The organism is Paludibacter sp. 221 (assembly GCF_010501035.1).
GTDB lineage: Bacteria > Bacteroidota > Bacteroidia > Bacteroidales > Paludibacteraceae > QVMH01.
On the sequence record NZ_QVMH01000036.1, the window covers coordinates 21,416 to 45,339 of the forward strand.

Here is a 23,924-nt window from a genome sequence, read left to right on the forward strand (position 1 = left end):
CAGATTTGTTTTTAATGTTGTGTTTTTGCTTTTATAATTGTATAAATAGTGGCGAAAAGATAGCTGTTTTATTATATCTTGTGCTTTTTGTTTATCTTTCCAGTGTTCTGTTTTCTTTTTGTAAAGAAAAATTTTCCCAGTTTATACTTAAATTGTAGATGCCCTTCGAAATCCGTTCCTAAGAAACGGTGGGGGATGTGCGGATTCTCTGCAATACACTCATTCACTGCTTTTGTATAAGCAGCAGGGCCTGTGGTGGCGTGTACATCGTGCGGGTAACGGTGTGTCTGTATATTATCCAACACCATTTCGAGTGTGCGCTTAAGAAACGGGTGCTCTTTGTTGAATATTAAAGCCCACTGTACGTACAATCCCGGATTGCCTTCGTTGGTAATAATAGCCTCGTCGTCTTCGCGTATAAAGTTGCGGAACGGGCTTTTCACTCCGCTATCAATGTCGAGATATACGCCTCCTTTTTTGTACAATACTGCATAACGGAAAAAATCGGCTTTAGCCGCGCCTATGGTAAGGCGCTTATAGGCTTCCAGATATTCGGGAGGAAACTCTTCTGCGAAAAACTCCAGAATTTTATCGTCATCGTAGAAATGATATTCATATTCAGGATTTTTTTCCGCATTTTCTTGATATGATGTCTTGTGACCCAAGGTAAATCATTGGTCTTGAATGTCTGGAAAATTTGTTTTGGTATGGCCATAAATAGGGGTATTATGGTTTAATTTCTTATTTTGATATTATCAGAAAATATGACTTATTTGTTTTATCATATTTATCTCAATTGTTCTGCAATCTTCAAGTCCCTCTCTTTGAGAGAGGGATTTAGGGAGAGTTCTGATACTCTCATTCCTTTGTTCTTTCGTCCTCAAGCCGGACAGGCTTTTACTTTTTCCTATAGCTGAAAAAGTAAACAAAAAATTAACCTTGTTGAAGCACCTACNACCTGCTTCGCTAAAATTCAGCTACACTACGCTACAGGCTTTGAAACTCCTCGCTTCGCTCGTCAAACAGCAAATCCTGTTTAACGCTGCGTTACGCTGAATTTCTTGACGCTCACCAGATGAGGCGGAAAAGTTACTTTCGCCTATGAAGTGTTTATTTATATCTCTTATTCGTTACAGAATTTGAATAATCCTTCGCAAGAGTCTTCGAGCAGGTCGATAACGTACTCGAAACCCGAATCGCCACCGTAGTAAGGGTCGGGAACCTCGCTATCGTTCATTCGTTGACAAAAGTCGGTCATACGATAAATTTTGCCGATGTTTTCGGCAGTTCCGGCAAGTTCTTTCAGTCCTCTGATATTTTGGGCATCCATTCCGATAATGTAGTCGAATCGGTCGAAATCTTCTCTTTTTACCTGACGCGAGCGGTGTGTCAGTTCGTATCCCCGCCTTTGTGCATGTCGGCGCATTCGGGCATCAGGAAGTTCGCCCGAATGGGATGAAATCAATCCTGCCGAGTCTATCTCAAAATTCGTTTCTTTTCCTTCACGTTCCAATATTTTTTGAAAAGTGCCTTCGGCCATTGGCGAACGGCATATATTACCGAGACATACAAAAAGTATTTTTTTCTTTTCCATCAGCGTACTTAAGTATTTGAATGAAATTTTGACTCACATAGGACACCTACGAAAACACAGTAGGGACACATAGAAATTACCTATAAGCTATGTCTTGTTTCACGGGATTTGTAATCCCGTGATTAGTTAACTGCGGATTTTAAATCCGCTATTAGAGCATCATCGGATTGCAAATCCGATGAGACAGAAGAAACATCTCCATTCTGTGCGCTGAAAGCTCAGGTTAAATCTTAACTTGGGCTTTCAGCCCGCTAAGTTTGCTATTGCAAACTAACCCAAGGCGACGCTTCGCTTTGCCATTGGGTTGAATTGAAACGGGCTTACAGCCCTTAAAATCAGTATTCTTCTAACGTCTGAAATCTTCCGACCGCTGTGGATTAAAAATCCGCCCTTAGCTTTTATCGGATTGCAAATCCGATGAGACGGCAACGCTTCGCTTTGCCATTGGGCTGAATTGAAACGGGCTTACAGCCCTTAAAATCAGTATTCTTCTAACGTCTGAAATCTTCCAATCACTGCGGATTAAAATCCGCTCCCTCTGCTGGCGCGGACTTGTAGTCCGTGTCCTGCTTGAAAAGCAGAAAGAATAAAATTTTTGTTCTGACGAACAACGCACAGATAAATATCTGCGCGAGCGTTTAGCAAATCTTGTAACTAAATACTTGTTACACTACTTATATTGATAAAACATGCAACACACCCAGCAGGCTTTGGTCTAATGGTTTATCGTCCTTTATTGCCTTGGTAAATGGTACGTGTACTATTTCGTTGTTCACAATTCCAATCATAATGTTGCGCTGTTCATCCATCAGGGCATCGATGGCGGCAACTCCCATGCGACTTGCTATAATACGGTCGTAAGCAGTAGGAGAGCCTCCACGCTGTATGTGTCCCAATATAGTCACGCGTACATCGTATTCAGGATGCTCTATACGCATACGTTCGGCCAGCCCGTTTGCACCTCCTGTTATTTCACTTTCGGCAACAATAACAATACTGCTGTTTTTTGATTTACGGAATCCGTTCTGAATCAGTGATTTCAATTGGTCTTCTTTCGTTTCCAGTTCGGGAACTATAGCTGCTTCTGCTCCCGATGCCAATGCACTGTTGAGCGCTAAAAACCCTGCATCGCGTCCCATCACCTCGATGAAAAAAAGACGTTCGTGTGAAGATGCTGTATCGCGTATCTTGTCTACGGCTTCGATAATTGTATTTAATGCAGTATCGTACCCGATGGTAGAGTCTGTTCCGCACAAATCATTGTCGATAGTACCCGGAAGGCCAATGATAGGGATATTAAATTCCTGAGCGAAAATACGTGCTCCCGTAAACGTACCGTCTCCTCCAATGACTACTAAAGCATCAATGCCATGCTTTTGCATGTTTTCGTAGGCTTTTTGCCTTCCTTCTATTGTTTTGAATTCCTGGCTTCGGGCCGTTTTCAGTATAGTTCCTCCTTGTTGGATAATGTTGCTGACATGCTGTGTCTGGAAATCTACAATTTCATCAGCAATAAGCCCTTTATATCCGCGGTATATTGCTTTTACACGGATGTTGTTAAAGATGGCGGTTCTTGTTACCGCGCGTATTGCTGCATTCATACCCGGAGCATCGCCTCCGGAAGTAAGCAGCCCGATACATTTAATTTTGTACTGCATAACTCAATCTTTTTTTTCCTTTATTTTTTCGGCAACAGCTTCCATAAGCCACGCAGGCGTTGAAGTAGCACCGCAAATACCTATCTTTTGTGTTAAGTCAAGTTTTAAATCATCCATGTCGCCAGGGGCTGATATGAAAAACGTGTTTGGATTTTTCATCCGGCATTTTTCATACAGTTCTTTTCCGTTTGAACTTTTCTTGCCGCTGACGAAAAGGATAATATCATTCTCGCTTGCAAATTTAATAATATTCGGCATTCTTTTCGATACGTGGTGACAAATTGTATCTGAATATTTAAAGGTTGCCCCGTCTTCCATTTTGGCGGATATTTTCTGTACTAAATCTTTAAATCCGTCGAGTGATTTTGTTGTTTGCGAAAAGAAGAAAATGTCTTTTGAAAAATCCAGCTTGTTTAGGTCATCTTCATTTTCTATTACAATGGCTTCGTCGTGGGTTTGACCTACAAGCCCATTCACTTCGGCATGTCCTTTTTTGCCGTATATTACAATTTGTGTTTTATTTGGAGATTCTTCGTAAGCCTTTTTTATTCTTCTCTGGAGTGCCAGCACTACCGGACAAGAGGCATCAATAAGGGTTATATTATTTTTTTTTGCAATCTCATAAGTACTGGGAGGCTCACCGTGCGCACGTAACAATACCTTTACGTTGTGCAGTTTTTCAAATTCTTCGTGGTTAATGGTGATTAATCCCATTTTGGCAAGCCGCTCCATTTCCTGCCCATTGTGGACTATATCGCCCAGGCAGTAGAGGGTTTCACCATTCTGCAATTCGACTTCGGCTTTTTGTATGGCTTTTACCACGCCCATACAGAAACCTGAATTTTTATCTATTTTTATATTCGGCATTTAGTGAGTAAGAATGAAAATTGAAAAATGAAGATTGAGGTGTTAAGTTTTATGCTTTGGGTCTGTGGTTTTCGGTTAATTAATCGTTGTTTGTGATTATCGCTTTTTCGGAAAAGAGTTTCCACAATAATTCCCGTTGTTCTTCGGGTGTTAGGTTGGAGTTGTCTATTTCAATGGCATCATCCGCTTTTCGTAAAGGGCTTTCGTCCCTGTTTACGTCCCGCTCATCCCGCTCAACGATGTTTGCCAACACTTCAGCATAGCTATCTTTTGTGCCTTTTTCTTCCAGTTCGAGCAGCCGGCGTTTGGCACGCACTTCGGGCGATGCTGTTACGAATAGTTTTAATTCGGCACCGGGAAAAACAACTGTTCCTATATCGCGCCCGTCCATCACTATGCCTTTGTTTTTACCCATTTCCTGCTGCTGGCGTACCAGTTCGCGGCGAACGAAAGGGAGAGTGCTTATGCGGCTTGCCGCGTTGCCTACTTCTAACGTCCGTATTTCTTTTTCTACATTCTTATTGTTTAGGTAGGTTTCGGTTTTTCCTTCGGTATTAGTCCTGAATTTTATTGAGATTTCGTGCAGGTGCTTTTCTAAGGCAATGGTGTCAATCTCATTTTCAGTCATCCAACCGTTGCGAATAGCATGTAATGCTACAGCCCTGTACATGGCTCCTGTGTCTACGTATATGTAGTTTGCTGTGCGGGCAAGCTCCTTTGCCATAGTACTTTTACCGCTTGAGGAAAATCCATCTATTGCAACTATAATTTTTTTCATTTGAATTAGGCGTTTTAAACTATAAGTACAAGCTCTTAATTAGTTTTTGTTTTTAGCCACATAGGTTCATTTAGTTCCCACATAGGTACATATAGCTTATCAGTAATTTCTATTGTGTTCTATGTGTTTTCGTGTGTGCCCTGTGTGAGCAAAAATACTGAAGTTACAAATTTACAAATAATAAATCTTATAATCTAAATTCGTTTAATGAAGTGGCTATAGAAAACTGATAAGAGTTAAGCCCCACCTGAAACTGGGTCATTCCGAAGCCTACGTGAAATTTGTATACTTTTATTCCTGCTCCGAACGCAAACCCCGCCAGGCTTTTGAATCCGTTCATGCTCAGTTCCTGCCTGCGGCGATGATTGTAACTTACAGCTACATAAAAATTATTGTTGGGAACGAACTCTACTCCTATAATGGTGTGCCTGAACGCCATGTCGAAAAATCCGGGCTCGTCTTTCTTCTTACTTGTATCTTCGTCCACCGACGATATTGTAGTGCTTTTCTGGTTGGTGGACTGGTATTTCAAATTCCACTTATGCAGATTGTGCAATGTTAAGGAGAAGCGGAAAGGTGCATGTCTTAATTTTTGCGTTGCTCCCAGCTGTATGTCGAAGGGAAGCGGCTCGTAATGTTGGCCTTCCTCGTCAGAGTAATATCCTTTTAGTTGTGTACCCATATTTCTCAACACAAGGCCTGCTGAAAAAAGTATGTCTTTGTTGGTATAGCTTACTCCTGCGTCTATGGCAAAGCCAAAACTATTGTACCGTTCGTAAGATGAAAATATAGGCTTAAAAGTGCCTCCTACGGTAAACCGGTCGGACAGGGGGCGTGCATAGGATATGTATATGCCTAAATCTTTTGCATTGAAATAGGTGTTTACATTGGGGTCGCCGCTTGGATTTTCGTTTGTTTCTGTTTTTTCCAGAAATTTGCCATAGTCAATATATTGTATGCCGAACGACATGTGATTTTTTTCGCCAAACGTCATTCCGTACACTGCGCTTCCAAAATTTATATCGGCAAGGTAATTGGCATAGTTCAGACTTACTACCTTGTTTGTTTGTTCGGTAAGTAATGCGGGGTTGCGGAATACAAAGTTTATATCGTGGTCGGAGATGGATACATTGCTTCCGCCTAACGCCGCCAATCGCGAGGAGGCAGGGAGGTCGAGAAAATTATATACGCCTTTTCCGGCCTGAGAAAAGGCTATGAAAGGCAGAAAAATTAGTATTGATAAGAGTATTCGGTTTTTTATCATATTTGGTTTTTATGCAAAAAGAATAAACTTGGGTATTATTTTTGTACTGCTTACTTATTGAAAAACGGTTTATTCTTTATCCTGAAAAAGTATTCAAAGATACGCTGATTTTTATAATGACTAAAGCGGGCAACACAATTTATTTTAGAGTAAAACGTTTATTAATTACAAAAAGTATAAATTGGTAAAGTAAATCGTAAAAAAAATAATTTTTTTAGTTTCGGCAAATGAACTTTAAAAAAATTATACTACATTTGCCAAACTGAAAAATGAAAAGCATTATATAATTATGTTAGACGTAAAAAAATCACCAAAAGCCTCGTTGGAAGATAAAAAATTCATTTATCTTTTGATGGGATTTATTGTTGCCCTTTCATTCGTATATGTTGCGTTTGAATGGACAGACAGGGAAGTAACAGTGTACGAGGTAGCTGATACTGAATTTGTTTTTGAAGAAGAGTTAGATATTATTCAAACAGCAGAGACACCTCCACCTCCACCACCTCCACCACCGGCACCGGTTGTTGTTGAGGTACTGAATGTTGTAGACGATACTGAAGAAGTTGAAGATATTGACTTTACCTCAGAAGATGATAAGAATGAAGAAATTGTGATTGAAATTCCTGTTGCTGCTCCTATTGTAGAAGAAGAAGAGGAAGTTATTTTTCAGGTGGTAGAAAAAATGCCCGAATTTCCGGGCGGACCGCAAGCATTGTTTGAATACTTGAATAAAAATATGCGTTACCCTGTTATTGCACAGGAAAACGGTATTCAGGGGCGTGTAATATGCCAGTTTGTGGTGAATCGTGACGGCTCTATCGTTGATATTGTGGTAGTGAAAAGTATTGACCCAAGTTTGGATAAGGAGGCAATCCGTGTAATCCAGTCGATGCCAAAATGGAATCCCGGCCAGCAACGTGGAAAGTCGGTGCGTGTGAAATATACTTTGCCCGTTAATTTTAAATTACAATAAAAACTTACTGGTTCATCAAACTGCTTAACGTTATAAATAGTATAAATTGAACCATGCTAAAGAATATAAAAGCCGTTTGGAAGTAACCAAACGGCTTTTTTACTGTTTGGAAAAAGGAGACCTGAAACGAAAATAATATGAAAAAAATCTGTTTGTAGAATTTAAATTTGAGTATGAAGATAGAAGTAACTGAAATATATGAGGAAAGAGCTGTTTTGGTAGGGCTTATTACACCGGAACAGAACGAGGATAAGGCAAAAGAATACCTTGATGAGCTTGCTTTTCTGGCTGATACAGCCGGGGCAAGCCCCGAAAAGTTGTTTTTTCAACGGTTGGATTATCCCAATCCTAAAACGTATGTTGGCTCAGGGAAACTGGATGAAATTAAGGCTTTTATTATAGATAATGAAATAGGATTGGTGATATTTGATGATGAACTTTCGCCAAGCCAGTTGAGGAATATTGAGCGTGAGCTGAATGTGAAAATCCTTGACCGTACCAATCTGATTCTGGATATTTTTGCAAAAAGGGCACAAACAGCTAATGCTAAAACGCAGGTGGAACTGGCGCAGTATCAGTATCTATTGCCAAGGCTGACACGTATGTGGACTCACCTGGAACGCCAGCAAGGGGGTATTATTGGTATGCGCGGACCCGGTGAGACGCAGATAGAGACCGACCGCCGTATCATTACCCGCAAAATATCGTTGCTTAAAGAGGAACTAAAGTCGATTGATAAGCAAATGGCTACCCAACGTAAAAACAGGGGAAAGATGGTGCGTGTAGCGTTGGTTGGTTACACCAATGTGGGTAAATCTACACTGATGAACTTATTGAGTAAGTCCGAAGTGTTTGCCGAGAATAAATTGTTTGCCACGCTTGATACTACAGTGCGCAAGGTGATTATTCATAATTTGCCGTTTCTGTTGTCGGATACGGTGGGGTTTATCCGTAAACTTCCACACCATTTGGTAGAGTCTTTCAAATCTACTTTGGACGAGGTACGTGAAGCGGATTTGCTGTTGCATGTGGTGGATATTTCGCACCCTAACTTCGAGGAACAGCTAGAGGTGGTAACACAGACTTTGAAAGAAATAGACCCGCAAGAAAAACCTACTATTTTGGTTTTTAATAAGATAGACGCTTTTTCGTATGTTCCGAAAGATGAGGATGACCTGTCGCCTGTTAAGCGTGAAAATATAAGTCTGGAGGAATTGAAAAAAACATGGATGGCAAAGATGCATGACAACTGTATTTTCATTTCGGCCAAGGAGAAGCAAAATATAGAGGAATTGAAAGAGTTGGTGTACGAAAAAGTGAAAGAGATACATGTGGAGCGTTATCCGTACAATGACTTTTTGTTCCAGAATTACGATGAAGAATAGACTTTTGGTTTAAAAACTAAAAATATTAATTATTTGCAGATGGGAAACGTCCGGAATCTTACAGAGAAAGAAATTGCAACCTTAATGGTATATGGCTGTAGTGCCGAAGACTGGAAGAAAGTGAAGGTAGCAGATGAATTTAAGCCGGATTTTGTATCAGATGTTCATTTTTCGGGAAATGTAACACTGGGCTTTTTCGAGAAGATATATGAGCTTCCGGGAGGGCTGAGGCGGCATTCGGGGCTTAATGGTTGTTGTATTCATAATTGCAATATCGGCAATAATGTCTTTATCGACAAGGTGCATAATTATATAGCAAACTACAGTATAGGTGACGATACATACATAGAGAATGTAAATTTGATTCTTGTAGATGGAAAATCATTCTTTGGCAATGGGGTAACGGTGCCTGTGATGAATGAGGGAGGTGGGCGTGATATTCCTATTTTTGATTATCTGTCGGCACCTTTAGCTTATATATTGACGCTGTACCGCCATCGTCCTGAGCTTATCCGGCAATTACATACCCTGATTGATAAATACGTGTGGGAACAAGAATCGGACATGGGCTATATTGGCAAAGAAGTACAGATTGTAAACTGCGGAACAGTAAAGAATGTACGTGTTGGTGATTATGCTACTTTGCGGGGAGCATCAATTCTTGAAAATGGTTCAATAAACAGTAATATAGAAGCTCCTGTGGAAATAGGGTCGGGGGTAAAGTGTAACGACTTTATACTAAGTTCGGGAGTTTCAGTAACCGATTCTACCCTTGTTTCGAGATGCTTTATAGGGCAGGGCTGTATTTTGGGAAAACATTATTCGGCTTTGGATTCCCTGTTTTTCTCTAATTGTCAGGGGATGCACGGCGAGGCTACAGCTATTTTTGCTGGGCCTTATACCGTTTCGCATCATAAATCAAGCCTTCTGATTGCCGGGATGTTCTCTTTCCTCAATGCGGGGAGCGGCTCGAACCAGAGCAACCACATGTATAAATTAGGGCCTATCCATCAGGGTATTGCCGAGCGGGGAGCTAAAACTACAAGTAATTCGTACCTGCTGTGGCCGGCTAAGATAGGGGCTTTTACGCTTGTGATGGGGCGGCACACAAAACATTCGGATACTTCCGATTTGCCGTTTTCTTATCTTATAGAGAATGCGACTGAAAGTTATTTAGTGCCTGCCATAAACCTGCGAAGCGTGGGTACAATACGTGATGCACAGAAGTGGCCTAAGCGCGATGGGCGCAAAGACAGCCGGAAGTTAGACCCCATAAATTTCAACTTGTTAAGCCCTTATACCATTCATAAGATGATGAAAGGGGTAGAGATTTTGAAGAAATTGCAGAGTATTGCGGGCGAGACGACTGATGTTTATACTTATCAGAGTTGTAAGATAAAGCGTTCTTCTCTCGTTAAAGGTATTAATCTTTACAATATAGCTATTTACAAATTTCTGGGAAACTCGCTGATAAGCCGCTTGGGAAATAAGGAATATACCAGTATAGATGAAGTTCGCGACCGACTGAAACCTACTGTAAAAGCAGGACTGGGAGAGTGGATTGACCTTTCGGGATTGATTGCTCCGAAAAGTGAGATAGAAAGTTTGTTGGAGGATATAGAGGCCGGCAAAATTGATTTACAAGGAATCCAGAAAAGATTACAAAAAATTCATGCTGATTACTACGATTACGAGTGGACATGGGCTGCGGATAAGTTGGAAGAGCATTGGAGTAAGCCTCTGAGTGAGCTTACTTATGACGATATTGTGAAGATGATTGAGCTGTGGAAAGATTCTGTAGTAAAGCTCGACCGGATGATTTATGATGATGCCAAAAAGGAATTTAACCTGAACTCAAAAACAGGTTTTGGCGTAGATGGTGACGAGGAACAGAAACATCGTGATTTTGAGTGTGTGCGGGGTTCTTTTGACAGTAACCCGTTTGTTGTGGAGGTTTTGAATCATATCGAACGTAAAACTAATTTAGGAAATAACGTTATTAAACAACTTGAGAGAGTTAAATAGATACGAATAGTTACAAGTGTGTTTTTTTCTGAAAATTGTAGGTGTTTTATGTGTATTAGCACCATTAGCCTGCCAATAAAACCTTATTTTCAGAAGTGAACCTTAGTAACTTCAATACTTCAATAAGCTACACCTTATTAGCTTATTGAATAACAGAGAAATAAGGTAATAAGGTTAGAAATATTGATTTCTATCATTTGTTACTAAGGTGTAATAATACAGAAATAAGGTTTTTGTATTTATTGTTAAATACTTATAACAGTATATTTTTTGAAAGTGTTTTACAAAGTATGCTGACTTGAAAAGTCGGATTTTCATAACTGCAGGTCAACGACCTGCGGAAGAGAATAACCCATAAATACTGCCTTTCAGGCAGAAGCATGCTTTGTAAAACACACCCTGTTTTTTTAAAGAAATATTTTTAAATTATTATCAGAACTTATTATGTTTAAACAAATAAAGGCGAGTGAAATCCCGTTTCCGGTTTTTGAGTTGAAAAACAAATGGATGTTGATAACGGCCGAAAAAGATGGTAAAGTTAATACTATGACTGCCAGTTGGGGCGGGTTTGGCATTATGTGGAACAAGGAAGTTGCTTTTGTGGTTATCCGTCCTCAGCGTTATACCAAAGAGTTTGTTGATAGTGCTGATAGCTTTTCGCTGTCTTTTTTCGGAGATGAATATAAAAAACAGTTGAGTTATTTGGGCAGCACTTCCGGTAGGGATGAAAATAAAATAGAAAAAGTAGGTTTGACTGTTGTTATGGATAAGGGTATTCCGTATTTTGATGAGGCGGAAACGGTTGTTGTTGCAAAAAAACTGTTTGCCCAGCCAATAACTGAAGACTCTTTCATTGATAAGAAAGTGATAGAAAACTGGTATTCTCAAAAAGACTTTCATGTGCTTTATATTGCGGAAATAGATAAAGTATTGATAAAACAATAAAGTAGTTACAAGTATTTAGTTACGAGTTACAAGCCTTGTTGTGTGAGTGTCAGGGTGGCGCGATGTGATATTAGAATATTATACATAATAAACCGAATAATAAATTAGTTGAAAAATAATTTTGGGCAATGTATTTACCTGTAAAAGATATAAACATAAATATTTCGCTTCCTGCGTCGAAAAGCATCAGCAATCGTGCTTTGATTCTGAATGCTTTGTCGTATAGCCCTTACGAGGTTGCTAACCTTTCGGATAGCGACGATACTAAAGTATTGTATGCAGCTTTAGACTCCAATAGTAGGGATTTTGATATTGGTGCAGCAGGCACTTCGATGCGTTTCCTGACGGCCTTTCTTTCGAAAACGCTGGGAGAATGGACTATAACCGGTAGCGAACGGATGAAACAGCGTCCTATAAAAATACTGGTAGATGCACTCAATAGCTTAGGAGCTAAGATAGAGTATATCGAAAAAGAAGGTTTCCCTCCCTTGCGGATTTATGGAAGCGCGTTGATGGGTGGCAATATCAGTTTGAATGGGGGAGTGAGCAGCCAGTATATTTCAGCACTGATGATGATTGCGCCCTATATGCAGAATGGGTTGAAAATTACACTCGAAGGTACTATAATTTCCAAGCCTTATATATATATGACTTTGGGGATGATGAAGGACTTTGGGGTGGACGTTGATTTTTCGGGCAATGTGATTGATATTAAGCCGCAGGTATATAAGCCTGTTCGGTTTACGGTAGAATCTGACTGGTCGGCTGCATCGTATTGGTATGAGATTCTTTCCATTACAGGACAAGGGCAGGTTTTTTTGAAAGGACTAAGGCAAAATAGTTATCAGGGTGATAGCAAGGTAGCTGAATTGTTTGAAAACTTAGGAGTAACTACTGAATATCAGCCGGATGGAGCTGTGCTTACTGCTAATGGGCAGCAGGCTTCGAAAATGGAATATGATTTTATTAATGAGCCGGATTTGGCTCAAACCTTTGCAGTTACTTGTTGTCTGAAAGGTATTCCTTTTATTTTCACGGGCTTACAAAGTCTTAAGATAAAGGAAACAGACCGTATTGCAGCATTGATTTGCGAACTGCGTAAATTGGGCTATGTGTTGGAAGAATCAGAAAATGGTGGTCTTTCGTGGAATGGGGAGAGGGTAGAAGCAGAGAAGATAATTAGTATACTAACTTACGAAGACCATCGCATGGCTATGGCTTTTGCTCCTGTTGCGTTGACGAGAGAAATAGAAATACAGCATCCTGAAGTAGTGAGCAAGTCATATCCAAGTTTTTGGAATGATTTTGGAAAAATAAAACCTTAATGATTATGAAAAAGGAATACTCGTTTGAAGAGCTGTTGCATAAGGTGGCTTCATACTGTTCGATATCGGAGCATTGTATTTCTGAAGTGGATGAGAAATTACAGAAATGGGAGGTCTCCTTTGCCGACAGGGAGAAAATTATAAACCGCATGGTTTCCGAGGATTTTATAAACGAAGAGAGGTATGCGAAGGCCTTTGTGAAAGATAAATTCCGCTTTAATAAATGGGGTAAGATAAAAATATCGTTGGCACTGAAAGCTAAAAGAGTGGATGATGTGGTAATTTCAGAAGCACTCAGTATTATTGACGAAGGTGAGTATGAAGAAATGTTGTCAGCCATTCTGAAAACAAAATTATCATCCCTTAAGTATAATTTCGAATACGAAAAACAAGGAAAACTCTATCGTTTTGCGCAAAGCCGCGGATTTGAAAACAATGTGATAGAATGTGTTTTGCGTAATATGTGATTTTATGAATAAAAGGAACAAAATGGAATAAAAGAAATAAAAAAAAGAGAACAAAGGAAGAAAATGGATGAAAGAGACATCTGGTTTATTCTTTTTATATCTTTTGCTCAACTTTGTTCTATCTTTATCAATTTTGTTCAAATAAATATAAATTTAATCTTTATAATATGTCTAAGATATATGATTTGACACCTTCGTATAGGGCCGGTCGTAGGTATGTGAATTTTGCATTCAAACGTTTTTACTCAAAATTCATAGTTTTAGGAAAAGAAAATATCCCATCCGAAGGGCCTGTTATTTTTGCACCTAACCATCTCAATGCTTTGATGGATGCCTTGGTGGTTTTGCTATCAACTCCACGTAAGTACTCGGATGTATTCATTGCCCGTTCGGATATATTTAAAAATAAGTTTGCCGCCAAGGCGCTTCGTTTTTTAAAGATTCTTCCTGCCTTCCGTATTCGTGATGGATATGAAAATCTGGGTAAAAACGACCAGACATTTGACGAAGCAAGGGAGGTGCTTGAGCAAAAAAATGCCTTAGGTATTATGCCTGAGGGCAATCAGGGAGAGCAGCGTAAGTTACGCCCCATGGTGAAAGGCATATTCCGTATTGCATTCAGTTCGCAGGAGCAAATTGGCGATAAAGACGAGGTAAAAATAGTACCTGTAGGGCTCGACTATAGCGATATTACCCGTTTTGGAGAAGAGGTGATAGTTAATTTTGGGAAACCGATATATGTAAATGAGTATATGCCTCTTTTTCAGGAGAATCCTGCTCTTGCAATGAATCAGTTAAGAAGCCGATTGAGTGAGGAGCTGCATGGACTGACGGTAGACCTTGCTACCGAAAAATATTATGATTGTTTTGAAACCACTGCCTACACAGCTAATACTGCTGCGGTAGCACAGCTTGGAATGAAAAACAATACGGTTTCCCGTTTTTATGCCCGTCAGAAAACGGGAAATTATTTAGTAGAGCTGGAAGCTACCGAGCCGGAAAAGGTAGAGAGATTGGATAATATCTGTGCAGAATATAAAGACTTGAAAGAAAAATCAAAGCTGACAACCCAAACTTTGGAGAAGCCTATGAATTTTGGAGGTTTTTTGGTAAAGACTTTGGGCTTGCTGGTTACTTTGCCTGTATTTATCGCCGGCTTTCTTCTAAATATGTTTCCTTTCTTTTTGCCCGGAATCATCCGTAAAAAAATGGGAGTTAAATATCGGGGATTTTTTAGTTCTTTTGATTTTGTGCTGGGGGCTATTATTACTTTCCCTATTTTTTATCTGCTACAGACTGTTCTCTTTGCTGTTTTTTCTCCTACTCCGTGGTGGGTAGTTCCCATCTTTGCGGTAGCGCAATATATTTTGGGCACTTGGGCTTTTTGTTGGGCTAAGTCGGCAAGTAAGTATTTTAATAAACTGCGTTACGCTTGGTTGAAGGTTAGTAAGTCAAAGATGATAAATGAATTACAAACTTTGAGGAATCAGATTATATCGTATGTGAATTTGAAGTAATAAGATATTGTTTCAGAGGTTTAATTGCTCTGTTATAAAAATATTTTTCTTAAAGCACAGAATCCCAAAAACAATTGTTTTTGGGATTCTGTGTGTAATCTTTTATTCTTATTTATTTTACTATCAGCTTACCTTTTAGGCTTTCACCCGTATTTGTTTTTACGAAAACGAAATGAACTCCGGGTTCAATATCTTTTACATTTATGGTTATTCCCTGATTTCCTGATACGTATACATTTTCGCTATATACATGTTTACCAGCCAAATCATATATAACCAGATTTACATATTCGTTTTGGATACCTGCTAATGTCATATAAGCATAGTCGCTTGCAGGATTGGGAAAGATGCTTATATTTGCTTGTAAAGTATTGTTCGAGTCGGTCAAAATAGGTTCTCCATATTCACCATTCAAATAATCTATCCGGTCTTTTATCCAGTTGATTAAGTAAACTGTTTCATTGTCAAAGTTTAGTGATACGCGGTTGTTTCCACTCCATCGTGCTTCCTCACGATTGCCGGCACCACTCCTGTCAAAAGTCTCCTTATATGTATTGACACGTGTCTGTAGGCTTTCGGCCGAGAAATAATTAGAGCGTATCTGATCATATCGTCTTTTCAGAAGCGTATTGAAATCAGCTGCATTTGTAGCTTTTAAACGACGGTAGAGATTATGTTCGCCATGTTCGTTCTTAACAATAAATTCAGTGAAATCTTGCGCGGCTTCTACTTCGGTACCATCCCAACGGCGACCTAAAACTCCGTCTAAATCCCAAGGGGTAATGCCTAATTTTTTATCCAGATTGATATTGTACATGCTGAAATAAGCATTTTTACCATGATTATCGGTAGCTAATATCAACTCGGAAAACAGGTAGTAGTCGAGCCAAACAGGTAAGTCTATTTGCTGCGAAACAGAGTTTTTAAAAGTGTTGTCGCTACTTGCAGCAACCATTGATACAACATCATACAACGGTTCCCAGTCTATAACTTGCCCGTCTTCTATATCCGGATATTTCATTTCGTAGTTCTCCCATGTATTCCATAGGTTGCTATACGCAGGTATGCTGTAATATGGATTTGGTCCTTGGTTGGGTACATAACCCATCAAAACAGAATAACTCCATCCGGTTGCTTTATATAATACTCCGTTAATAACATCGTATGTGTCATCATATTTTTTTAGTTTCAGTTGTTTTCTGTCAATTCTTTCCGTCATACAATATAATCCCCAGTATTCATCGTCTAAAAACACTTCAACAAATAGTCCTCTGGTACCGTTTATCAGGTTTTTTTCAAGTGATTTGTAATGTGGGTCGCTCGAAAAATCGTTCCATAAGTCGGTACTGAGCCTGTTTCTCATGCGGCTTTTATCTACAGCCATTGCATCCAATACCCAGTAGTTGTCGTTGCGCAGTCCAAAATAACTTCTTTCAATTTTCAGTCCTGCTTCATCCTTAAGTTTAACAGCAAACGATTTTTTATCGAATCCAAGAGCGCTTGCGCCTCTATATCTTATATCTGAATTAAGCAACTCGCCTGTTATTATTTTTTCCGGCTCGTGAACGCATATTTTACCGGAACTAAATGTGCTGCTCAACGTGTTTCCATTGCTGTATAACTGCACTATCGGGAGCCCTGTAAATATCAATTTTTCAGTAGTAAGACTATTTGTTCCTTGCAATATCTCAATGACATATGTTTTATTCGCAGTTACATTTTCGAAAGTAAAATCAGTACCGGATGCAACTTCCTGTTTGCTTATTTTTACCTTGTAATCCGAATTTTTAGGCTCGAAAGCAATGGTTCTTTGTATATCGGTATTCATCATATCGATGGGTACCGAATAATAGTATTCATTCTTTCGCTTGTCTGTAATAACGGGTTTTCCTCCAATGGTAAATGAGTTTAAATATGTATATAATTTTCCATTGGAGGAAATGATTGCGTCTTGGCTTACAAAATAGAACAACTCGTTGTCGCTGGTGCCTGTAGTGGCGTATGTGCCAAATGAGTTATCGCTTCTTTTGTTAAATACATGAGTCGGATTTCCAACCGAGGTAACCACATAATAAGGGTCGCCATTTTTATATTCCTCTGTTAGTGTAAAGAGACAGAAATCTCCATCAATAGCATCTACCATCTTTACATATTTTACACCACTTAAGTCGTGTTTAATATATTGTCCTGTCGATGCGTTTTTGAAAGAGTATTTTCCTGTTTTTTCCTCCGTTATAATCCAAAGTGCACGGGTGGTAGTACCATTGGCACTTGCATTATATATGAGCGGATATGTACCCGATGAGGCTTGTTCTACTCCTCCTTTGCCTGTGTTGTAGCAGGCAATCATGTACGTTTCCTGAGGGTCGAACAAACCTGCCCAAGAGACGAACGGAAGAAACAGAAGAAATATAAAAGTTAGTTTTGTTCTCATAAAATGAATTTATGTGATTTTATTGCAGGTTTTTGTAGCGTACCATAGCTTCTAAGAAATAATAGTCGGCATATACCAGCGGTACATCTATTTCTACATGATGCGGAATACTGCCTACCGAATGTTCCAACAAGAATCCCGCATTTTGACCCATTACGGCTCTGTATTTAGGAGATGCCAATTCTTGAAGCATTTTAATAGCTATATCGGTATATTCTTTGTTTTTTGTATACTCGCCTAACTCAAACAGGGCTGAGCAAACAATAGCACCAGCCGAAGCATCTTTTAGCTTTTCCTGAAACTGTACTGCATACGATTTTCCCTCCGGGGCATATCCTTCTTCTGCTACATTAAAATCCCAAAGAGGAATTAAGTCGTTGTCGCTTAATTTGCTTAAATAAAAATCGGTTGCCTTAACGGCTGCATCCAGATATTTTTCATCTCCGGTTTCGCGATACACCATTGTAAATCCATATATAGCCCATGCTTGCCCGCGCGACCATGTGGAGTTGTCGCTAAAGCCCTGACATGTTTGTTGATGTAATACATCCCCTGTCTCAATGTCATAATTTACCACATGGTATGTGCTGTAATCGTTTCTGAAGTGGTTTTTCAGTGTCGATTCGGCGTGGGTAACTGCTATGTTGTAAAGTCTCTCGTCGCCACTGGCTTTAGCTCCATAAAACAACAATTCCAGATTCATCAAATTGTCGATAATGACAGGGTAGAACCACTCGTCGACACCGTTCCATGCTTTACGATAGTTCCACGATTTGATGGTCTTTGTAGTATCGCTGAAGCGTGTGGCAAGCGAGTTAGCACTTTCTATCAAAATATCTTTATATCCTGCTTTAGGTGCTAAGCGCTCTGCATTTCCATAGCTGCAATACATCATAAAACCTAAGTCGTGATGTCCTGTAAATGTTTTCAGCGGTTCAAGGCTTTCAGTCCATTTAGCGGCTTCGTTTTTCCAGTACTCATCGTTTGTCAGCTCGTATAAGTACCATAGTGAACCGGGGAAAAATCCCGGAGTCCAGTCGTACATGCTTGTTACTGATAATCTGCCATCGCTTCTTGTGGTGCGTGGGTAATTTTTTCCGGTAGCTTCTCCTACGTTATCTAATAGTATATTAGTTTGACCGGTAGCAAAATTGATATTTTCTTCGATAAATTTTTGTTTTCCGCTATCGCACGACGAAAAAGCGAAGAACATACATACAATGTTTAATAAAATAAGCTTCTCGACTAAATTTTTCATATATTTACTTTTTTACAGATCTATGATAATCTTTTGGAAAAGATTCTCCTCCCCATGCTTTTTGCGATGTCCATTTCTCGGCTGGCGATGTCCAAAACTCGTGATTGGCATCCAAACCTAACGGTAAAAATACCAGCGATGTGATATAAAGGCTTCCGTTATTTGTATAATAATCAGCCAGATTCGATTGATGCCCTACAAATCCCAGTTGTAAAAAGCCTTCCTTGTTAAAGTTACCCTCCATCGAGAACATACGTTTCATAACGGCGGTCAGGGCAGCTCTTAATTGTCCGTTGGATATGCTTTGAGGCAATTCATACTTCCAAGCCGATAAGGCTAAAGTCTGAAAAGCTCCCATCCGGTATGTCATCGAACGTCCCATAGCAGGGAATGTGCCTTCAGGCGAAATCAACCGTTCCAGCAATTCATTGTAACGCTGCATACGCTTGAATGCTAAATCGAATCCGATAGGTGCCCCTACTTTTTTATCCCTCATCACTTCCAGTATTTCTACCAGCATAGGGTGTATTACATAACTGTTGTAATAGTCTAATGAAAATTCGGGACCATCACTATACCAGCCATCAGCCAAATACCATTCTTCGATTTTTCGGATGGCAACATCCAGTGCATAACCATCATATCCTTCTCCTACAAACAGGAAAAAAGTTTCGATAGTAGCCCGAAAAAGCACCCAGTTGTTATAAGGAGTCCGTATCTTCCTTAATCGTTTAAATTCATTTATATATCTTTCTTTAGTTTCGTTGTCCAGTGGTTCCCACAATGCTTTGGGAGCACGGATAAAGCTTTGTGCGATGTACGAGGCGTCTACCAAAACCTGACTCGACCCTTTCCACAACAAATAATCGGGGCTTGCAGGGTCGACAGCATTTTTATAACTTGCCAATGCCCATTCTCTTGTTTGTTTGCGGATTATTCCTTCTTTTGTGTCATCGTCGGGCAATGCTAGCCAAGGAGCTATTCCGGCCATCAAACGCCCAAAGGCTTCCATGTAAGTAACATCTTTGTTGCGGCCATCCCACGTGGGGCTTAACTCTATGGTCATGTTTTGTTTCAACTCGCCTTTGCTCATATTGCTTAGGATAGGAGTTGATATCCGGGTTGCTATTTCTACCCAGTATTCGCGGTCGGTCTGTGTTTTGTTTTTTTTGTTTTTTGCGTAAGTAGATAAAGGTATTACCATAAAAAAGGCAATCACCAATAAAAGAGTTTTCTTTTTCATAATTAAATTTGTATGCGTTATTATTTTGTTTTTCAAGTAAGATATAGAAGCTGTGCCGATATTATTTTAAGCTCCATTCGTTGTGCTGGCGTATGAAGAATTTATCTCCTTCGAACTCTAATGGCAACCATATATAACGTCCGTCGATAGCATTTTTCGGAGTCCAGCGGTCACCCATATAAATATATTGGTTCTTTCGGCCTTGAACGGGTAATATAAAAGTACTTTGTGAGTGAAACGTTTTTTTATCATTGTCGCCAATACATGGGTCGCCCAGTTCAGTCCATTCTCCTAAAATATCATCTGCTACAGCCGACCGTGCCTGATTTGGTGCCCACCCTGTACAGCCCGACATCATCAGGTAGTATTTGCTATCTTTTTTGAACATGGCGGGAGCTTCCATAAAACGTCCTAAAAACTGACGTGTATATATTCCGGTATGGTCTGTATAGTCGTCATTCAGCAAAGCAATATGTAGTGTACTATTGTCTTCAGATGAATATATGTGATATGCTTTTTGGTCGTCATCTACAAAAAGGGTCATATCCCGTGCCATTTGTCCACCTCCGAAATCGCGGGCTACCAGGTTAAGGCTGTCCGGATGGGCCGGTAAACTGCCCCCACCGTAATACTTTCCTTCTGAGGGTATTGCTCCGGATTTCATTTGCTCCGAAGCGTTAAGCGGCCAATGACCTGCGTTAGGGCGCGCTGCTCGTAAAAAAGCATACGGCCCTGTAATATTATCGCTTACTGCCACTCCGCTTAAAGCTCCTGTGTAGCCGCCGCCTTTAGGCTCCAGATGAAACCACATGACATAATTGTTGTTCTTTTTGTTATAAATGACTTTAGGGCGTTCCAGAATACAGCCTTTTTCGATTGGCGAGCCGGAGCCTTCGGGCATTACAGCGAGTGCGATTCCCTCGTCTTGCCAGTTGTATAGGTCTTTCGACGAATAGCAATGTACCCCTACATTGGCTACATTTCCTGTATTTCCCTCTGTCTTATGTTCGCCAAACCAATAGTATTTGCCTTTATGAAACAGGATTCCTCCACCGTGTGCGTTTATATGTATTCCATTATTGTCGGGCCATATTTCTCCCGGTTCGAAAGATCTGATTTTGTTACTATTGTCGCATGACAGTAATATAATAGCCGCAATAAGGAGTGAAAAAAGTTTGTTTTTCATAAGTGTATTTAAGTCTGTATTATTTATACACAAGGCATTGAGCGCATTATATTGTGTCAAATCATATAATTTTATTGATTTGGCATCTATTTAAATAAGCTCAAAGAAAAATAATATGGATATAAAAATAAGGGTAGGACGAACACAGATGCTGTCTTTTCCCATGTGTATTATGTATTTAAGGTATTTTTCGCAAAAAAATAAAAATTGGGAATATAGCCATAGAGGCTACATCCCCAATAAATAAAAAAACTTATTTATATTTCAGAACGATTGCTTGCATCTTGCCAAAGTTTTCTTCTTGGCTTTGCAATAGTTTGAACTGTGCTTTTGTACGTTGCCAGTTGTGCTCAGGGAATCCTATTTTGTAGTAGGTGTCTCCATTCAGATAGTCGGTATAGAAACGCACGGTTTGCATATAGCTCAACAGTTTAGCACCAAAAGCCAGATATTCCAGTTCAATAGGGCTTAGGAAAGTAGCTTTTGCCAAATACCCTTTTGTATATGCTTCAAAAATGTCGAGATTGATGCCTATATTATCCAGGTTTGCATCGTCTTCGGCACCTGTATTAGCTCCTGTGCGCATGAAATCACCAAAGTCGGACAAAACGAATCCCGGCATAACGGTATCTAAGTCAACAATAGCGGTAACGTTATCGTTTTTGTCGAACAGCATGTTGTTTACCTTAGTGTCGCAGTGGTTGATACGTTTTACCAATTTACCTTCGCGGTAAAGCCTTTCGGGTGCACACATTTCCTCAGCACGTTTTTCTATTTCGTCGGCCATCCATTGAGTTTCGGCCAGGCGCCCCGCAGCATTGTCTTTTACGGCATCGCGGAACTGTTGCAGGCGGAACTCCATGTTATGGAAATCAGGAATAGTTTCAATAAGTTGTTTTGTGTCAATATCGGACAGCATACACTGGAAATCGCCAAAAGCAACACCTGCTTTGTATGCTAACTCTGGATTGATAACATCGTAACTATGGGTGTTTTCTATATTGATATATATACGCCAATATTCGCCTTTTTCATCTTTGTAATATAATTTGCCGTCTTTAGTAGGAACAAGGCGCAGTACTTTATTGTCCAGGTCAGTTTCTCCACGTTCAGATAATTTTTTGCGTAAATGGTCGGTTACCAACTGAATGTTACGTTGCAATCCTTCCACATCTTTAAAGATATGGTGGTTTATCTTTTGTAAAAAATAAGAAGGTTCTCCCGGATTTTTACTTTCGATAATGAATGAGTCATTGATATGACCAATTTTTAATGGACGAATGTTGCCAGTTTCAGTACTGATGTCAAATTTTTTTACGATATTTTCCATGATTTTTATTTATAGATTATATTTTTTCTAAGAGTTTGCTAAGTTAGTAAAAAATGAGATAACCTGGAATCGAAAAAAGAATATTTTAACTATAATAAAGGTAGTAAAATCTTATGTATACGAAAGGATATCGGATAGCCGGAATATGTTTAAATAACAAATGCCTGTTGTGTTTCGATAAAACAACAGGCATTTTATAATAATTAGTGGTCTTTTACGATAGGAAACCTACAGTTAGTCTCTTGTGTTTTTTTGAAATAATCAAACAGCTTTGAAGCTCATATCCAAACTTTTGACGGAGTGGGTTAATGCCCCTACCGAAATGAAATCAACACCACATTCGGCATAATCGCGCAATGTGTCGAATGTTATTCCGCCCGACGATTCTATTTCATACTTGCCGTTAATCATTTTCACGGCTTTGCACGTATTTTCGGGAGTGAAGTTATCAAGCATAATGCGGTCTACGCCGCCTGTTCTCATTACTTGCTCCAGTTCGTCAAAGTTACGTACTTCTATTTCTATTTTCAGGTCTTTGCCTTTTTCCTTAAGGTATTTTTGTGCTCCCCGAATTGCCTGTTCTATTCCGCCCGCAAAATCCACATGGTTGTCTTTAAGCAGAATCATATCGAATAACCCTATACGGTGATTTACACCTCCGCCGATGCGTACTGCTTCTTTCTCTAACAGGCGAAGTCCGGGTGTGGTTTTTCGCGTGTCCAATACACGTGTTTTAGTTCCCTCCAATGCTTTTACATACTTCCGGGTAGTGGTTGCAATTCCACTCATACGTTGCATGATGTTGAGCATCAGGCGTTCGGTTTGTAATAATGACTGGGTTTTACCTTCGACAACAAAAGCTATATCGCCTACTTTAACTTCGGTGCCATCTTCGATGAATACGGTCATTTTAAGGGTAGGGTCGAAAGATTTGAAAATTTCCCTTGCCACTTCTACTCCGGCCAAAACACCGTTTTCTTTCACGATTAATTGCGACTTGCCAACAGCTGTTTCGGGAATACTTGATAGGGTAGTATGGTCGCCATCGCCTATATCTTCGGCAAACCACATGGGGATAAATTGTTTATAATCGTCTCTAGTCATTGGATGGTTCAATTCTTAATTGTTGTATCGCGTCTTTGCTTCCGTTTTTGCGGGTAAGCACATATACCCGGAAGTTTCCATTCGTAGTTCTCAATGTTCCTATTGCAAAGCTGGCAGATTCCTTTTCTCCCTTATGTATAAGGTCGAATTTCTTTACCGGGCTCCGGCGAAAGAAATCAGTAATAATACTTTCGGCCTGCTGCTTGCTAAAGATGTCGTTTTTATTATCAATCACCAGTTCTACGTTAGTATTTAGGTATGTCGAAATAGTTGACGCATCACCTTTGCCTAAAGCATTAATAATCTCGGATGGAACATCCATTGTTCTGGAATAGGCTGTAAGGGTGCCTGCTATGATAAAAAGTGAAAATAATAATGAGAGTGATTTTTTCATAAATTATTATGTTTGTTCCAAAAATAATTTTTTGAAAATGTTTTTTGGCTAAAAAATGCCATCTTTGCATTTTTAAAATTAAGGTCTTATAATCGAGCAAATATAGTGAAAGCCGAACGCATATTGGAGCTATGCTAAGGCGCATCCTATATTCTACAAATATAAATTAAATCATTG

General features: G+C 39.6%; 20 protein-coding genes. 7 read left to right on the forward strand and 13 right to left on the reverse strand.

Annotation, left to right across the window (positions count from 1 at the left end; genetic code table 11):
• Nucleotides 1-71: 71 nt before the first annotated feature.
• The 6 genes from D0T49_RS08525 to porQ all read right to left on the reverse strand — a co-directional run bounded on the left by D0T49_RS08525 (nucleotide 72) and on the right by porQ (nucleotide 6,161).
• Nucleotides 72-665 (reverse strand): glycosyltransferase family 32 protein, encoded by a 594-nt coding sequence (locus D0T49_RS08525; RefSeq protein ID WP_203583454.1) that lies wholly within the window; start codon nucleotides 663-665, stop codon nucleotides 72-74.
• Nucleotides 666-1,123: 458 nt separating this feature from the next.
• Nucleotides 1,124-1,594 carry a low molecular weight protein-tyrosine-phosphatase gene (locus D0T49_RS08530; protein WP_163630340.1) on the reverse strand — a complete coding sequence of 157 codons (471 nt, stop codon included), beginning with the start codon at nucleotides 1,592-1,594 and terminating at the stop codon, nucleotides 1,124-1,126.
• Between the two features lie 674 nt (nucleotides 1,595-2,268).
• Nucleotides 2,269-3,252, reverse strand: a complete 984-nt coding sequence (pfkA, locus tag D0T49_RS08535) for a 6-phosphofructokinase (RefSeq protein ID WP_163630342.1) — start codon at nucleotides 3,250-3,252, stop codon at nucleotides 2,269-2,271.
• 3 nt (nucleotides 3,253-3,255) lie between these two features.
• Entirely contained in the window at nucleotides 3,256-4,119 is an 864-nt protein-coding gene (locus D0T49_RS08540) for a 4-hydroxy-3-methylbut-2-enyl diphosphate reductase (RefSeq protein ID WP_163630344.1), read from the reverse strand.
• Between the two features lie 79 nt (nucleotides 4,120-4,198).
• Nucleotides 4,199-4,897 (reverse strand): (d)CMP kinase, encoded by a 699-nt coding sequence (cmk, locus tag D0T49_RS08545; protein WP_163630346.1) that lies wholly within the window; start codon nucleotides 4,895-4,897, stop codon nucleotides 4,199-4,201.
• A gap of 187 nt (nucleotides 4,898-5,084) precedes the next feature.
• Nucleotides 5,085-6,161 carry a type IX secretion system protein PorQ gene (gene porQ, locus D0T49_RS08550; protein ID WP_163630349.1) on the reverse strand — a complete coding sequence of 359 codons (1,077 nt, stop codon included), beginning with the start codon at nucleotides 6,159-6,161 and terminating at the stop codon, nucleotides 5,085-5,087.
• Between the two features lie 289 nt (nucleotides 6,162-6,450).
• Between porQ and D0T49_RS08555 the strand changes: the two genes are divergently transcribed.
• The 7 genes from D0T49_RS08555 to D0T49_RS08585 all read left to right on the forward strand — a co-directional run bounded on the left by D0T49_RS08555 (nucleotide 6,451) and on the right by D0T49_RS08585 (nucleotide 14,798).
• A complete protein-coding gene (locus tag D0T49_RS08555; protein ID WP_163630351.1) occupies nucleotides 6,451-7,134 on the forward strand; it encodes an energy transducer TonB in 684 nt (227 codons plus the stop codon).
• 173 nt (nucleotides 7,135-7,307) lie between these two features.
• A complete protein-coding gene (gene hflX, locus D0T49_RS08560) occupies nucleotides 7,308-8,519 on the forward strand; it encodes a GTPase HflX (protein WP_163630353.1) in 1,212 nt (403 codons plus the stop codon).
• Between the two features lie 39 nt (nucleotides 8,520-8,558).
• Nucleotides 8,559-10,544, forward strand: coding sequence for a DUF4954 family protein (locus D0T49_RS08565; protein ID WP_163630355.1), 1,986 nt, complete (start codon nucleotides 8,559-8,561; stop codon nucleotides 10,542-10,544).
• A 444-nt stretch (nucleotides 10,545-10,988) separates the two neighbouring features.
• The gene (locus D0T49_RS08570; RefSeq protein ID WP_163630357.1) at nucleotides 10,989-11,489 is read left to right on the forward strand and encodes a flavin reductase; all 501 of its coding nucleotides are present in this window, start codon (nucleotides 10,989-10,991) and stop codon (nucleotides 11,487-11,489) included.
• Between the two features lie 128 nt (nucleotides 11,490-11,617).
• Complete coding sequence (locus D0T49_RS08575; protein ID WP_163630359.1) at nucleotides 11,618-12,814, forward strand: 3-phosphoshikimate 1-carboxyvinyltransferase; 1,197 nt, start codon at nucleotides 11,618-11,620, stop codon at nucleotides 12,812-12,814.
• A gap of 5 nt (nucleotides 12,815-12,819) precedes the next feature.
• The gene (locus D0T49_RS08580) at nucleotides 12,820-13,281 is read left to right on the forward strand and encodes a regulatory protein RecX (RefSeq protein WP_163630361.1); all 462 of its coding nucleotides are present in this window, start codon (nucleotides 12,820-12,822) and stop codon (nucleotides 13,279-13,281) included.
• Between the two features lie 167 nt (nucleotides 13,282-13,448).
• Nucleotides 13,449-14,798 carry a 1-acyl-sn-glycerol-3-phosphate acyltransferase gene (locus D0T49_RS08585; RefSeq protein ID WP_163630363.1) on the forward strand — a complete coding sequence of 450 codons (1,350 nt, stop codon included), beginning with the start codon at nucleotides 13,449-13,451 and terminating at the stop codon, nucleotides 14,796-14,798.
• Nucleotides 14,799-14,910: 112 nt separating this feature from the next.
• On the opposite strand, the gene D0T49_RS08590 is transcribed toward D0T49_RS08585, so the two are convergent.
• The 7 genes from D0T49_RS08590 to D0T49_RS08620 all read right to left on the reverse strand — a co-directional run bounded on the left by D0T49_RS08590 (nucleotide 14,911) and on the right by D0T49_RS08620 (nucleotide 23,747).
• The gene (locus D0T49_RS08590) at nucleotides 14,911-17,232 is read right to left on the reverse strand and encodes a CotH kinase family protein (protein ID WP_163630365.1); all 2,322 of its coding nucleotides are present in this window, start codon (nucleotides 17,230-17,232) and stop codon (nucleotides 14,911-14,913) included.
• 19 nt (nucleotides 17,233-17,251) lie between these two features.
• On the reverse strand, nucleotides 17,252-18,490 hold the full coding sequence (locus tag D0T49_RS08595) for a glycoside hydrolase family 88 protein (protein ID WP_239057047.1): 1,239 nt from the start codon (nucleotides 18,488-18,490) through the stop codon (nucleotides 17,252-17,254).
• A 4-nt stretch (nucleotides 18,491-18,494) separates the two neighbouring features.
• A complete protein-coding gene (locus tag D0T49_RS08600; RefSeq protein ID WP_163630368.1) occupies nucleotides 18,495-19,733 on the reverse strand; it encodes a DUF2264 domain-containing protein in 1,239 nt (412 codons plus the stop codon).
• Nucleotides 19,734-19,794: 61 nt separating this feature from the next.
• Entirely contained in the window at nucleotides 19,795-20,919 is a 1,125-nt protein-coding gene (locus tag D0T49_RS08605) for a glycoside hydrolase family 43 protein (RefSeq protein ID WP_163630370.1), read from the reverse strand.
• A 253-nt stretch (nucleotides 20,920-21,172) separates the two neighbouring features.
• Nucleotides 21,173-22,249, reverse strand: a complete 1,077-nt coding sequence (locus D0T49_RS08610; RefSeq protein ID WP_163630372.1) for a phosphotransferase enzyme family protein — start codon at nucleotides 22,247-22,249, stop codon at nucleotides 21,173-21,175.
• A 261-nt stretch (nucleotides 22,250-22,510) separates the two neighbouring features.
• A complete protein-coding gene (gene nadC / locus D0T49_RS08615) occupies nucleotides 22,511-23,353 on the reverse strand; it encodes a carboxylating nicotinate-nucleotide diphosphorylase (protein ID WP_163630374.1) in 843 nt (280 codons plus the stop codon).
• Complete coding sequence (locus tag D0T49_RS08620) at nucleotides 23,346-23,747, reverse strand: DUF4783 domain-containing protein (RefSeq protein WP_163630376.1); 402 nt, start codon at nucleotides 23,745-23,747, stop codon at nucleotides 23,346-23,348. The genes nadC and D0T49_RS08620 overlap by 8 nt, the downstream gene beginning before the upstream one ends.
• Nucleotides 23,748-23,924: the final 177 nt, after the last annotated feature.

Coding starts and splice junctions, on each gene's coding strand:
- D0T49_RS08530 (WP_163630340.1), bottom strand. CDS start 1,594: ATGGAAAAGAAAAAAATACTTTTTGTATGTCTCGGTAATATATGCCGT.
- pfkA (WP_163630342.1), bottom strand. CDS start 3,252: ATGCAGTACAAAATTAAATGTATCGGGCTGCTTACTTCCGGAGGCGAT.
- D0T49_RS08540 (WP_163630344.1), bottom strand. CDS start 4,119: ATGCCGAATATAAAAATAGATAAAAATTCAGGTTTCTGTATGGGCGTG.
- cmk (WP_163630346.1), bottom strand. CDS start 4,897: ATGAAAAAAATTATAGTTGCAATAGATGGATTTTCCTCAAGCGGTAAA.
- porQ (WP_163630349.1), bottom strand. CDS start 6,161: ATGATAAAAAACCGAATACTCTTATCAATACTAATTTTTCTGCCTTTC.
- D0T49_RS08555 (WP_163630351.1), top strand. CDS start 6,451: ATGTTAGACGTAAAAAAATCACCAAAAGCCTCGTTGGAAGATAAAAAA.
- hflX (WP_163630353.1), top strand. CDS start 7,308: ATGAAGATAGAAGTAACTGAAATATATGAGGAAAGAGCTGTTTTGGTA.
- D0T49_RS08565 (WP_163630355.1), top strand. CDS start 8,559: ATGGGAAACGTCCGGAATCTTACAGAGAAAGAAATTGCAACCTTAATG.
- D0T49_RS08570 (WP_163630357.1), top strand. CDS start 10,989: ATGTTTAAACAAATAAAGGCGAGTGAAATCCCGTTTCCGGTTTTTGAG.
- D0T49_RS08575 (WP_163630359.1), top strand. CDS start 11,618: ATGTATTTACCTGTAAAAGATATAAACATAAATATTTCGCTTCCTGCG.
- D0T49_RS08580 (WP_163630361.1), top strand. CDS start 12,820: ATGAAAAAGGAATACTCGTTTGAAGAGCTGTTGCATAAGGTGGCTTCA.
- D0T49_RS08585 (WP_163630363.1), top strand. CDS start 13,449: ATGTCTAAGATATATGATTTGACACCTTCGTATAGGGCCGGTCGTAGG.
- D0T49_RS08590 (WP_163630365.1), bottom strand. CDS start 17,232: ATGAGAACAAAACTAACTTTTATATTTCTTCTGTTTCTTCCGTTCGTC.
- D0T49_RS08595 (WP_239057047.1), bottom strand. CDS start 18,490: ATGAAAAATTTAGTCGAGAAGCTTATTTTATTAAACATTGTATGTATG.
- D0T49_RS08600 (WP_163630368.1), bottom strand. CDS start 19,733: ATGAAAAAGAAAACTCTTTTATTGGTGATTGCCTTTTTTATGGTAATA.
- D0T49_RS08605 (WP_163630370.1), bottom strand. CDS start 20,919: ATGAAAAACAAACTTTTTTCACTCCTTATTGCGGCTATTATATTACTG.
- D0T49_RS08610 (WP_163630372.1), bottom strand. CDS start 22,249: ATGGAAAATATCGTAAAAAAATTTGACATCAGTACTGAAACTGGCAAC.
- nadC (WP_163630374.1), bottom strand. CDS start 23,353: ATGACTAGAGACGATTATAAACAATTTATCCCCATGTGGTTTGCCGAA.
- D0T49_RS08620 (WP_163630376.1), bottom strand. CDS start 23,747: ATGAAAAAATCACTCTCATTATTATTTTCACTTTTTATCATAGCAGGC.